This is a genomic window from Blautia sp. MSK18_10, from assembly GCF_020553185.1.
Lineage (GTDB): Bacteria > Bacillota > Clostridia > Lachnospirales > Lachnospiraceae > Blautia_A > Blautia_A wexlerae.
In genome coordinates this window covers 1-11,854 of the sequence record NZ_JAJCGT010000009.1, presented here as the reverse complement: position 1 = coordinate 11,854, position 11,854 = coordinate 1, and the positions used below count along the sequence as shown (strand labels likewise).

Here is an 11,854-nt window from a genome sequence, read left to right as displayed (position 1 = left end):
AATATGAATGCAATGGATGTGGCTTTGATATGCAAGGCTTTGGGCGATGCGAACCGGCTGGAAATTGTACAGATGCTGTCGGATGGAGAAAAGTGCGGGTGTAAACTTTTGGAAAGATTTAAAATTACCCAGCCAACTTTATCCCATCATATGAAGATACTGGTAAGATGCGGCCTTGTGAATGATCGTAAGGAAGGAAAATGGCATCACTATTCTTTGAATTGTGAGACATTGATGAATTACAAACACTTTATAGAATCCCTTACTTGCCTTGGATGCGGTGACGGGGATTGTTGTAAATAATTTAAGGAGAGCAGATATCATGAAAAAAGAATCAAATTCAGGAATTAGTTTTTTCCAGCGTTACCTGACTGTATGGGTAATTATCTGTATGCTTATAGGAATTATGTTGGGACATTTTCTTCCGGGAATGAAAGAGGCACTGAACTATCTGGAATATGCAGGAATTTCTATTCCGCTGGCAGTTCTTATATGGATTATGATCTATCCAATGATGATGAAGGTTGACTTCAAGAGTATTAAAAATATCGGGAAAAACCCGAAAGGTTTATTTGTTACATGGATTGTAAACTGGCTAGGGAGATTCCGAAGAGCTTTTGTTCAGATGATGAAACAATAGGATTGGTACAGGAAATATATGGAACAAAAGTTAATAAAGGGATTTGTTGCGTTTTCCGCTATAATAATCTGCCAGCAAAGAATGTGTTGCCTGAATATGTTTGTGATTATAAGAAACGAGCAGGGTTATTTCAAAGATCAGCAGATTTAGAGTAGTTCTTTTTTTCTGAGAGAAAATTAAAAATCGTTTTTGGTTCTTCTGGAGAGTGATTATAGCGTTTGGGAAACATCCGGAGAAACCATTACCTCAGGGTGTCGTGAAGTTCTTTATCAAAGAAGGCTTTGAGATGCCCTTTCTTTTTTATCCAAATCTTACATATATAAACCTAAGAAAAAGCTTGACGTTTAAATATTACAAGTGTAATATTTAAGAAAATATGAAAAAAGGAGAAATAAAACTATATGAGAAAAAAGAAAAGAAAAAAACACACGAAGATTATCACAAAAATAGTTTTATTTAGCGGTATATTGATTGGTGGTGAAATCGGTATTGTAACAATAATGAATTGTAATGTTCCTGAAAAAAGACTAATGGAATATATGAAATATATTGAAAAAGGGGAATATGAGCAAATGTATGCCATGCTGGATCAGAAAAAAAGCAGCATGAACAGTAAGGAAGAATTTATAGAACGAAATTCTAAAATATATGAAGGCATTGAGATGTCTGATCTGTCCATAACCGATATTACAGTAAAAAGACAAGAAAACGGAAATGCGGCAGTTTCCTATACAACAAATATGCAGACTGCTGCAGGAAATGTAGAATTTACCAACGATGCGGTATTTTCACATGATTGGACAGGATATCATTTAATCTGGCAGGATCAGTTGATTTTTCCAGAGTTATCTGCAACGGATAAAGTTCAGGTAACGTCAGAAGAGGCAAAGAGAGGAGATATTTTAGACAGAAATGGTCGTCAGTTGGCTGGAGAGGGAACTGCATCTTCGGTAGGAATTGTTCCGGGCAGGATGGAGAACAGAGAAGATACAATAAAAAAACTGGCAGAGTATCTTGGAATTGGAGCAGACGAAATTGAGGATAAGTTAGAAGCCGGTTGGGTAAAAGCAGATTCTTTTGTACCAGTAGCAACAATTCCTAAAATACAAGAGGTCGATCTTCTGACAGTGAATCCGGATAAAACTGTTCTGGAAGAAAAAGAAAAGCAGGACACATTATTGAAGATTCCAGGTATTATGTTATCTGATGTAAAAGTACGAACTTATTATCTAAAAGAAGTTGCCTCTCATCTGGTAGGGTATGTACAGGCGGTTACAGCCGAAGATTTGCAGGAACATAAAGGGGAAGGGTATCGTACAAACAGTGTGATTGGAAAGACTGGACTGGAAACGCTTTATGAAAAAGAACTAAAAGGAACAGATGGGTGTGAAATCTGTATTGTAGATGCAAATGGAAATAAAAAAAGTGTTATTGCATATGAGCCTAGAAAAGATGGAGAAGATATCCATACTACGATTGATGGTGATCTTCAAAGTACTCTTTATGAACAATTTAAAGAAGACAGAGGATGTTCTGTGGCTTTGAATCCTTACACAGGGGAAGTATTGGCGTTGGTAAGTACGCCATCTTATGATGATAATGATTTTGTACGTGGAATGGACAACAGCCAGTGGAGTGCATTAAATGAAAATGAAGATAGGCCTTTATACAACCGCTTTCGCCAGACATGGTGTCCTGGCTCAACTTTTAAACCTGTAATTGCTGCAATTGGATTAAAAGTGGGGGCATTTACTGCAAATGACGATTTTGGAAATGAGGGTCTGGCGTGGCAGAAAGATTCCTCGTGGGGAGATTATACAGTGACTACACTTCATGATTATGAACCTGTGATCTTGAAAAATGCGCTTATTTATTCAGATAATATTTATTTTGCAAAAGCAGCATTAAAAATTGGTGCGGATCAACTGATGCAGTCTCTAAATCAAATAGGATTTAATCAGGAACTTCCATTTGATATTAAAATGTCAGAGTCCCAATATTCTAATATGGACAAGATAGAAACAGAAATCCAGCTTGCTGACAGTGGGTATGGACAGGGACAGATTCTGGTAAATCCTTTGCATCTTGCAAGCATTTATACGGCTTTTCTAAATGATGGAAATATGATAAAGCCATATCTTCACGCGGATGGTGGAAGCACTTCCAGTGAAATCTGGATAAAAGATGCTTTTTCACCACAAATTGTTTCGGAGGTTATGGAGGGGTTAGAGGGTGTAGTGAATAACCCGGAAGGAACTGGTTATGGAGCATGCCGGGAAGACATTAGATTAGCAGGAAAAACCGGAACAGCGGAACTGAAAGCTACAAAAGAAGATACATCTGGAACAGAAATTGGCTGGTTTACAGTTTTTACTACAGATAGAGATACAGAGAATCCTATTTTGCTCATCAGTATGGTAGAGAATGTGAAAGATATTGGAGGAAGCGGTTATGTGGTGGAAAAGGATAAGGCGATACTGGATGAATATCTCGGTAATGAATAATTTTTACCTTTAAATATTACAAATGTAAGAGGAAAATGATATGAAAAAAATTTGGAAAATATTTTGGGGAGTTATTTTTCTTGCTGTCTGTAGTGGATGTGGCATAAAGAAAGAGCAGAAAAAGACAATTGAAGATACGAAAGAAAAAATTTACAGAGAGTGTGAAATGCTGGCAGAAGACTATCAGAGCATATATGAGAATGCTGCGAAAGAAAATGCACTATATGAGCTGAGTACAATACAAAAAAGTATGGATTATTTTGGAAAATATGGATATGCAGTAATTGATTCCTACAATCAGCTGGATATGGTTCAAAGTATTAAAGTAGATGATTTTTTGAAAAAAGCAGAAAAAGAGAAGAATGGAAAAACTACTATATTTCAAGTTATAGCAGGAGATCATTTTATTCGGTATGATCTGAAAACCAAACAGGGGAAAATAGACGTTGAAGTAAGCTCTTTTAAATGGAAAGAGGATACTTGGCAGGAAACATATTATCATGAGTTTAGAGCTAATTCATGGAAATATACAGAAAACGGGTATTTCTTTATGGAAGAATATCATCCGGCTGGATATGATGGACCGTCTGGATATCGGGCCTTTCGGGTAGTGCCGTTAAATAAAAAATGCAGGGAGCTGAATCGAAAATATATACTTCCTTTTGGATATACACTTAATAAATTGTTTACTTCTAATTGGAGTGAAAAAAATTATGATGGAATAAATTTTTATGATGTTTTTGACCGTTTACTTTCAATGGAAGAAAAAACTGATGAATTTAAGGAAGGAAAGACTTATGAAATCCCAAAAGAATCATTTGAAGCGATATTTCAAAAATATTTTAATATAAGCGCAGAGATACTGCAGACAGGAACGGTATTTCACACGGAAACACAGACATATCGGTATCGAACCAGAGGAATCGTATATGATTTTGCTCCCACACCATATATTCCATATCCGGAAGTTGTTTCCTACATAGAAAATCAAGATGGAACAATAACACTGGAAGTAAATGCGGTATGGCCACAAAAAGAATTAGATCAGGCGTTTTGTCATAGCGTAACCATTCGGCTGTTAGATAAAGATAGATTTCAATATGTATCCAATTATGTATCAAGGTCAGAAATAGAGGTTACCTGGTATACGGAAAGATTATCAGACGAAAAGTGGGAGGAATGTTATGGAGATAATTGATATGAGTACAAAAAGAAAACTGAAAAAGATGGTGAGTGTTTTATTTATTTTGGGATGCTTTTTCATAGGAAATACAAAATGTAAAGGGGCTGATTTAGAATATATTTCACAGGAAACTGCGAATTATGCTGTACAAGAAAGAGGATATGATTTGCCAGTAGATGAAGTCGTGAAAGAAGAAGCTATTGAAGATTGTAAGAATGTTATGAATCAGATGAAAGCCATTTATCAAAAGGCGGATAAAGGAACTTCATCGAATGTAGTAGTTTCTGAGACAGTAATGGAAGAAATGCAGGAAGTATTAAAGGAAAAAAATGTCCCTGTTATTACATCAGCGCCGTATTCAAATATGGCTAATTATTCTAAAATGGAAGAATTTCTTTTCAGGGCAGAACAGGATCTGACAGGAGATATCGTCTTATATAGGATTAACAGGGATGGTGGGATAGAAAGACTCAAATTCAATTATGATGGGACAGATATGTATTTGCTGGCTGTGAAAGCTGTTTGGGGTATGAACGACAATCCATCTATTGTATATGTTTCGTATACAAGGATAGAAGAATGGAAATATACAGAAAAAGGCTGGTTTGGTTATACGCTATGCGTTCCAAAGTATCCGGAAGTATCAGAAGCGGTTGATGGCAGTTCTATGATAAGAATTAAACCTTTAAGTGATGAATGCCGGGAAGTTTCGAAGAAGTGTGTGTATTTGCTTGGATATCAGGGGAATAATCTTTTATGTTCTGATTGGGATAGATCTGATATGGAAGGGTTAGATTATAATGGTTTATATGAATATTTATATCGAATGAAATACGGGGAGAGATATGAGTTTTCAGGTAACTCAAGTGGAATTCCGGCAGAAGAGTTTGAAAATCTGATAATGGAGTTTTTGCCGATAACAGCGGAGCAAATTAAAAAATGGGCAGTATTTGATTCGGAACATCAAACTTATGACTGGGAACGATTAGGTTGTTTAAATTATAGCCCTACTTATTTTGGAACATCTTTACCGGAGGTCGTTGAAATAAGAGATAGCGGAGAGGGAAACAATGTGCTGGTTGTTGATGCTGTATGTGATACATTTATATGTAATGATGCCGTTATTACAAGTGAGCTGACTGTTAAGTTCAACGATGATAAGAGTTTTAAATATATGGGGAATAAAATTCTGAATAATGGTACGAAAGAAGTTCCCAAATATCAATATAGAATAAAAAGAAAGAACTGATAACAACTATCAGCCCTTTCATATTTGTTAATTCCATATATGTAATTTTTTTAAGATATCAGAAGTGATTTCAAATGCTTTTTTGCCAGTTGCATTAGAATCACTTTGGATATTGGTTGCAAAATAATAGCTGTTATCGGAAGTTTCTACATATCCGATAAACCAGCCGTTGATATCCTGTCCGTTGACACGACCGGTTCCAGTTTTTCCGTAGAAATTACCATTAGGTGTACTGGCAATTTTTATAGCATTTTTAACAGAAAATACATTTTGGGAATTTAGATGGAATTCATTTGTGTTAAATTTTTTCAATAATGTTACTTGCTCTAAAGGCGAGATTTTTAATGAAAAATCGGACCAGTATAAATCCAGATTTGAACTGGTTGTCTGGTTTCCATATTCTATTTTATTCAAAAATCCCTGGACTCTGTTAATTCCGAGCTGCGAATCAATTGCCTGGAAATACCAGTTAACGGAATTTTGCATAGCAGAGTTTAAATCCTGATCAGCTTCCCAGGATGGAAAAGGAAAGGCATCACCATTCCATGTCATGGAAGAGTGTTCTGGTGTGATGATTCCGGATTCCAACCCTAATAATGCATCGTATATTTTGTAGGTAGACTCTGGCGGAATACGTTTGGTGGCTTCTTCAAGATTGTATATTTTCCAGGAATCCAAATTATTGTCATACAAAACAAATGATCCATCATATGTTCCAAATGTTTCGGATATATCTAACAGGGAGATATTTTTGTCTGTATCACTAAAATGATATACGCTTTGAGTAGAGGCATCAATGGATAAAATGGGTGTACATCCAATAAAAACAGCACTAATGACCAGATAAATTATCAATGCTCTCATTTTTTGATAAAGAGTTTCTTTCCTAAAAACGGCGATGTTGAGAATACGTCGTTTCATCTGCCTGAAATTTCCGGACATTCCAACTGCCAGTGGAGAGGAAAAAGAGGATATTTTTTCTGCAAAATTAATCAGTGTAGTTCCATAAGCTTGGTATTCATCAGCAGAAATCATCTGCAATACAGCAGAATCACAGGCTATTTCACGGTCACAGAGAATTTCTTTTAAAGTGTACCAAACAAAAGGGTTAAACCAGTAGAGTATATTACTTATGACCATGAGGAAGCCAATAAATGTATCTTTGTGACGGTAATGCTGTAATTCGTGTAGCAGCATAAAACGCATATCATCAGGATTCAGTTCGGAAATTAAATGGATGGGAATGTAAATTCTGGGATGTATTATTCCGATTAAAACTGGTGATTTTAAAAATGCAGTACTGTAGACTGATACTGGGTGAGAGATTTTAAGTTCCTTTAAACAATTGTAATAAATAGTTTTTACCTGCTGATTTTGAAGCGGGAGAGCAGATCTTTTTATGGAACGTACATAGTTTAATGAATGAAGGGTGAGGACTGACATAATCATAACACCCGTTATCCATATTAGAAAGAGTATGGTATTCAAGCCTCCAGAAAATTGACTACTGATGGAAACTGAAAAATCATTCACCTGGTTTAACAAAATATTTTGTGTATTACTGGTAAGTTCGGATAGCGTGTCGGTACCAGAGTTAAGTCCTGAGTCAGTTTGAAAAAAATGTAACCATGAAAAAAGTTGTGAGCCATGAATCTGTACAGGAAAAAATGGCACGGCAAGTAGTAAAAATAAAAGAAAACAGAGATGGTACTGTGTAGCCGCAGATAAATATTTTTTCAGAAGTTTTTTTGTTCCGATTATTACAAGTGTAAAAATACATATGAAGATATTACTGATTAAAAAGTGGATAATCCAGTTGCTCATTCAAAACCTCCTATTTCTGATGTTTTGATAATAAATGGCGTAAGTTATCAATTTCTGTTGAAGAGAGCTTATCGTCTTCAAGGTAAGAAGCCAGCATAGAAGAAAGATTTCCATTATAATATCGCTTTAAAAAAGAATTGCTTTCCTGGCGTATATATTCATCTTCTTGGACTAATGGAGTATAGACAAATACCCGGCCTTGTTTTTCGTAGGAAAGAGCTTTTTTGGAAACAAGTCTCTTGATAAGAGTTTGAATTGTTTTTGGACTCCAGCTGGTAGTTAGAGTAAGTTTTTCTGTAATTTCATTTGTATTGATGGGAGCATATTTCCATACAATTTTCATAACTTCAAATTCGGCTTCTGAAATTTGGGGTAGTGACATAATAAAATCCTCCTGCTAAATCCTACATATGTAATAAATATATTATATTACTTGTAGAAGAAAAAAGTCAAATGGCAGATGATATATAGAATATAAAATTAATAATGTAGAGGCAATAAAGGTGAAAAAGATAGAAATTATTGAGAGAATCACAGATGCTAATGGAAGCATAAGTGAAAACATATTGACTAGCTGGGAACATAAAAACCAATTCATACCGGAAATTATAAGGTTTGGAGAATTAAAAATATATCTACAGGAACGAATTGTCAAAAAGAATGATAGTGATGTTCATCTTTCAAAATATGAATATGATATTTTACTTCTTTTAGCGAAAAGTCCAGGTAGAATATTTGGAAAAGAAATGGTTTATGATCTGGTATGGAATGAACCTTATTCCGGTGATTATAATGTGGTTATGCGACATATCTGCAATATCAGAGAAAAAATAGAAGATGATCCTGGACAACCATTATATATACAAACAGTACGAGGTGTAGGATATCGGTTTAACGGGAATTTAGGCAGCGAGTGAAATCACTGCCTATTATTATGGTTTTACAAAGAAGGAAGTTTGTTATGGGAAGATTTTTCTATTTCAGGATCATCCGGTTTTAGATACTTGGACAAGTTTTGATGTATCAATTCCAACTCTTTCATTTCTTTCCGAAAGGAAACATATTGAGTATTTATTGACTTCTTTCTGGAAATAAGCTCTGAAATTTGAGCCTGTAACTTATTGGTATTGAGCTGTTTCAGGTCTATACCATTTTCCTGTAAAATATGCTCGGCACCAGCGAAAAGGATAATTTGAGATTCATATTTACGGAAATAACGATCCGAATCTTTTGAGCTTTTATAATGGTCGTTATAAATTTTATTTTTCTGATATTGTTCAGCGTATTTTAGCAGTTCTCGAAGATGTCGGATCTGTGATTCAAGAGAGACGACAGTGGTATTTACCTCTTTTTGTTGCATATGTAACAAGGTTATGCGGCTTTCAAGTTCTGAAAAATTATGTAGATTATGTGTAAGCATCTGGCTATATGTAGTAGAAACAATCTTTAAATTTTCCTTATTTGCCCATTTCTGAAGGCCGATGTTTCCTGTTATATTGGGAGCGTTGGTGTCTATTAACTTCTTGCGAACAGAAGAAATGGCAGTTCTCTGGAGTTTATTCTCAATACGTTCTTTGATACGTTCCTTAGTAAAATTTTTTCCTAAAGATTTAGTACTTCCACGCACTGGACGGGACATATCGGGAGAACGAAAGGTAATGTATTTCCTGCTGTTTTCGCCAAATTCTGCGTTTTTTATTTCATATCCTTTAGCTTCCATAAATGCAAGAAATTCTGAGTAAGTGGAAACGATTCGGATTGTCTGGTTGATATCTTTTCGCAGCTGCGCTTTTTTACTGGATTCAGATTTATTTGCAGCCCATTCATTGTATTTCATTCCCTTTTTACCATTTGGCATAATTGTGGACAGGTTATGTTCCTGGCATAAAGTGTCGCTGAGATTTCGTATTTTCCAGTAATTCTTTTTACAGTCATGGTAATGAGAAAAAGTGATGTTATCTGCAGAACAGAAAATTAAATGGTTATGTACATGACCTTTATCAGTGTGTGTTGTCAGAACATAGGAGTATTTTCCCTCCAGTAAGCGATCCGCAAGTTCTTTGCCAATTTGATGGGCTTCTTCATAGGAAACTTCACCAGGGGAAAATGCCTGAATCAGATGAAATGCCTTATTTGTATTGTGCGGATCTCTGCAGTCATGTGTATGATCCAAAGTGTATTTAAAGTCAAGAACGGCTGTTTCGGGAGAGCAGGCAAAGGAAGAAATATATAGATTCTGGTCAGTTTTATCTGGATTGCAGATGTATTCTATTGCTTTATCAACGGTTGTTTTGATACCATGGATTTTTGTAACTGCCATATTTTTTCCATTAACTCCTTTATATCGTCCAGGTCCTTTGGGTAAACTGTATTGGTACTGTTTATACGATGGGTGATCTGATTCAAATTGCTGCTGATATTGCCCAGCAGGTTATTCATTTTTCGGATATGAGAGTAGTCTACTTCATATACAAATCCATATAAGATTATTTTCCGTAGAAAGGCAGATTTGCTTTTCATTCTGGAAAGACGATATTTTTCTTCTAAAATGTATTGTTCATCATCATTTAAATAAAATTGTACGGGATGAGTTCTGGTACGTTTGCTCATTGAAATCCTCCAATTTGTTTTTTCTATAAAAAAGAGTACAAAAAAACTGTCTAACCAGTTCGGCTATGACAGTTATATTACTTGGCTGTATGATGTTTTGGACAGATGTGTCTACAGTTTATTTTAACAGGAGTAGGCGGAAGCGTCAAATTAAGAAATTATAAAATATGAGAGGACCAGGGATACCTTTCAGAAAAATCTCTGATCGGCTTCCAGCTATTTATTCCGGATATGTATAAGTTGATCTTTGCAACAGGATATTTTCCCAATCTCGTTCATGGCGCAACACTCGGAGAATATGAATCTCTTTTGTTTCTTCCATTATAATATAAAAAATAATAGATGGCGGAAAAGATCTTTTATGTATGGAATATCCTCTGTACAGAATTTGAGTTCGGGGAAAGGCAGTACTGAACTGGCTTAAATTCTGCATTTGTTCTTTCAGATCAGATTGAAAACGGTCAGCACGTTGCTGGCCGAATTCTTCTTCAATATAATCTGCAATGTCTGTGACATCGTAAATTGCTTCCCAGGTTAAAATAATTCTATATTCTTGCATTTCTTCGTGCATCCCTTAATTCTGCGATTTTGCGAAAAGCATCTTCCAGTGGCAATTCACGACCAGCTTCCATATCATCAATTCCCCGGTCTAACATGCGGAGAAGATGATTGTTTTCCTGGCTTTTATCGGTTGTAGGGATTTTTTTTGTTAATTCCATGAAATCACTCCAATCATACGGTTTATAAATAGTGTATGTTGTTCAGAAGTATCTATCCATAGTCTAGCATATAATTGGAAGCAATACAATTAAATTATTTTGCAGGAGCGTCCGTCAGACCAAGAAGATATTCGCAGGAAACATTAAATACTTCGGCCAGTGCGACAACTTCGTAGTCGGGAACGAAACGTGTGCCTTGTTCAATTCGCAGGATTGCCAGATCATTAAAATCATATCCTGCAAGTTGTAATTTGGCAGCGAGCGTTTTCTGAGTAAGATTATGAGCCTTTCGTAATTCTTTTACCCGTTGTTCTATTCTGTTTTTGCTGTTCGTTTTTTATCCCAATAAATAATCGTTCTGATCCTCAAAAGTTTCTAAAGATGAAGTATTATTATTGATTTTAAGGAAAAATATTGTTACTATACTTCTCCCCTTTGGTCCAAAACCGGAATTTAGTTTTTCATTTAAGTTAACTAGCTTTTTCTATAAAAAGCTGTATCCAGCATTATAAAAAAGAAAATATGTTCGATATTTTATTGCGAAATTTTTGATATCATGGTATACTATATGTATGAAAGAAAATCTTATACATTACCGCACTTGTGTGTGTAATATTAATTACCATATGGTATGGTCAGTGAAATACCGGCGGAAGATATTAAATGCGGAGGTCGAGGCATATCTGCAGGAACTGGTGCAGGAGATCGCAGAAGATAAGGGCTTTACGATCCATCTGTTTGAATGTGGGGAAGGAGACCATGTACACTGTTTTGTGTCAGCCCCTCCGAAATTATCCATAACTGCGATCGTGAAATACCTGAAGGGGATCTCCGGCAGGAAACTTTTCGAACGTTTTCCGGAAATAAGAAACCAGCTTTGGAAAGGAGAGCTGTGGAACCATTCCTATTATGTGGAAACGGTTGGATCTGTATCGGAAGAAAATATCCGCAGGTATATCGAACATCAGAGCAAAGCGTACTGATACGATGGAGGAGAGGAAATGCTGCTGTCAAAGAAAACATCCATAAAGGTCAGCCGGGAATATGCGAACCTCATCGGGCATATGTGTTATGCAGCATCCAAGCTCTGGAATGTCTGTAATTACGAGCGTCAGCATTACAAAG

General features: G+C 35.7%; 13 protein-coding genes and 1 pseudogene. 7 read left to right on the top strand and 7 right to left on the bottom strand.

What is annotated here, in order from left to right; genetic code table 11:
* Positions 1–3: 3 nt before the first annotated feature.
* From LI074_RS05820 to LI074_RS05800, 5 genes are all read left to right on the top strand, one after another.
* Complete coding sequence (locus LI074_RS05820; RefSeq protein WP_173681668.1) at positions 4–303, top strand: ArsR/SmtB family transcription factor; 300 nt, start codon at positions 4–6, stop codon at positions 301–303.
* Positions 304–322: 19 nt separating this feature from the next.
* A complete protein-coding gene (locus LI074_RS05815; protein WP_055058979.1) occupies positions 323–640 on the top strand; it encodes an arsenic resistance protein in 318 nt (105 codons plus the stop codon).
* 401 nt (positions 641–1,041) lie between these two features.
* Entirely contained in the window at positions 1,042–3,144 is a 2,103-nt protein-coding gene (locus LI074_RS05810; RefSeq protein ID WP_173681669.1) for a penicillin-binding transpeptidase domain-containing protein, read from the top strand.
* A gap of 40 nt (positions 3,145–3,184) precedes the next feature.
* Positions 3,185–4,342, top strand: coding sequence for a DUF6070 family protein (locus LI074_RS05805; protein WP_055052404.1), 1,158 nt, complete (start codon positions 3,185–3,187; stop codon positions 4,340–4,342).
* Positions 4,329–5,576: a DUF6070 family protein gene (locus tag LI074_RS05800; RefSeq protein ID WP_118339508.1), complete on the top strand. Its 1,248-nt coding sequence runs from the start codon at positions 4,329–4,331 to the stop codon at positions 5,574–5,576. The genes LI074_RS05805 and LI074_RS05800 overlap by 14 nt, the downstream gene beginning before the upstream one ends.
* 27 nt (positions 5,577–5,603) lie before the next feature.
* On the opposite strand, the gene LI074_RS05795 is transcribed toward LI074_RS05800, so the two are convergent.
* Complete coding sequence (locus LI074_RS05795) at positions 5,604–7,400, bottom strand: BlaR1 family beta-lactam sensor/signal transducer (RefSeq protein ID WP_173681670.1); 1,797 nt, start codon at positions 7,398–7,400, stop codon at positions 5,604–5,606.
* A 10-nt stretch (positions 7,401–7,410) separates the two neighbouring features.
* Positions 7,411–7,785 carry a BlaI/MecI/CopY family transcriptional regulator gene (locus LI074_RS05790; RefSeq protein WP_173698012.1) on the bottom strand — a complete coding sequence of 125 codons (375 nt, stop codon included), beginning with the start codon at positions 7,783–7,785 and terminating at the stop codon, positions 7,411–7,413.
* Between the two features lie 118 nt (positions 7,786–7,903).
* Here LI074_RS05790 and LI074_RS05785 point away from each other — a divergent pair, with 118 nt between their 5' ends.
* Positions 7,904–8,317: a winged helix-turn-helix domain-containing protein gene (locus tag LI074_RS05785; protein WP_005426519.1), complete on the top strand. Its 414-nt coding sequence runs from the start codon at positions 7,904–7,906 to the stop codon at positions 8,315–8,317.
* A 23-nt stretch (positions 8,318–8,340) separates the two neighbouring features.
* Here LI074_RS05785 and LI074_RS05780 read toward each other — a convergent pair whose 3' ends face one another.
* The 5 genes and pseudogenes from LI074_RS05780 to LI074_RS05765 form a co-directional block, all read right to left on the bottom strand.
* Positions 8,341–9,237 (bottom strand): hypothetical protein, encoded by an 897-nt coding sequence (locus LI074_RS05780; RefSeq protein ID WP_420314066.1) that lies wholly within the window; start codon positions 9,235–9,237, stop codon positions 8,341–8,343.
* A gap of 42 nt (positions 9,238–9,279) precedes the next feature.
* A pseudogene (locus LI074_RS18120) lies at positions 9,280–9,720 on the bottom strand (relaxase/mobilization nuclease domain-containing protein); the annotation flags it as partial.
* Positions 9,669–10,010, bottom strand: coding sequence for a plasmid mobilization protein (locus tag LI074_RS05775; protein WP_173697998.1), 342 nt, complete (start codon positions 10,008–10,010; stop codon positions 9,669–9,671). The gene LI074_RS05775 and the pseudogene LI074_RS18120, both read right to left, overlap by 52 nt.
* 220 nt (positions 10,011–10,230) lie before the next feature.
* The gene (locus LI074_RS05770; RefSeq protein WP_243246204.1) at positions 10,231–10,581 is read right to left on the bottom strand and encodes a type II toxin-antitoxin system RelE/ParE family toxin; all 351 of its coding nucleotides are present in this window, start codon (positions 10,579–10,581) and stop codon (positions 10,231–10,233) included.
* Positions 10,556–10,729, bottom strand: a complete 174-nt coding sequence (locus LI074_RS05765; protein WP_173681671.1) for a hypothetical protein — start codon at positions 10,727–10,729, stop codon at positions 10,556–10,558. The genes LI074_RS05770 and LI074_RS05765 overlap by 26 nt, the downstream gene beginning before the upstream one ends.
* 572 nt (positions 10,730–11,301) lie before the next feature.
* On the opposite strand from LI074_RS05765, the gene tnpA reads away from it, so the two are divergent.
* Positions 11,302–11,712, top strand: coding sequence for an IS200/IS605 family transposase (gene tnpA / locus LI074_RS05755; RefSeq protein WP_025580237.1), 411 nt, complete (start codon positions 11,302–11,304; stop codon positions 11,710–11,712).
* The last annotated feature ends 142 nt before the right edge of the window (positions 11,713–11,854 follow it).

Excerpts from the sequence above, each read along its gene's own strand:
- LI074_RS05820 (WP_173681668.1), top strand. The coding sequence starts at position 4 with ATGAATGCAATGGATGTGGCTTTGATATGCAAGGCTTTGGGCGATGCG.
- LI074_RS05815 (WP_055058979.1), top strand. The coding sequence starts at position 323 with ATGAAAAAAGAATCAAATTCAGGAATTAGTTTTTTCCAGCGTTACCTG.
- LI074_RS05810 (WP_173681669.1), top strand. The coding sequence starts at position 1,042 with ATGAGAAAAAAGAAAAGAAAAAAACACACGAAGATTATCACAAAAATA.
- LI074_RS05805 (WP_055052404.1), top strand. The coding sequence starts at position 3,185 with ATGAAAAAAATTTGGAAAATATTTTGGGGAGTTATTTTTCTTGCTGTC.
- LI074_RS05800 (WP_118339508.1), top strand. The coding sequence starts at position 4,329 with ATGGAGATAATTGATATGAGTACAAAAAGAAAACTGAAAAAGATGGTG.
- LI074_RS05795 (WP_173681670.1), bottom strand. The coding sequence starts at position 7,400 with ATGAGCAACTGGATTATCCACTTTTTAATCAGTAATATCTTCATATGT.
- LI074_RS05780 (WP_420314066.1), bottom strand. The coding sequence starts at position 9,237 with ATGAAATACAATGAATGGGCTGCAAATAAATCTGAATCCAGTAAAAAA.
- LI074_RS05775 (WP_173697998.1), bottom strand. The coding sequence starts at position 10,010 with ATGAGCAAACGTACCAGAACTCATCCCGTACAATTTTATTTAAATGAT.
- LI074_RS05770 (WP_243246204.1), bottom strand. The coding sequence starts at position 10,581 with ATGCACGAAGAAATGCAAGAATATAGAATTATTTTAACCTGGGAAGCA.
- LI074_RS05765 (WP_173681671.1), bottom strand. The coding sequence starts at position 10,729 with ATGGAATTAACAAAAAAAATCCCTACAACCGATAAAAGCCAGGAAAAC.
- tnpA (WP_025580237.1), top strand. The coding sequence starts at position 11,302 with ATGAAAGAAAATCTTATACATTACCGCACTTGTGTGTGTAATATTAAT.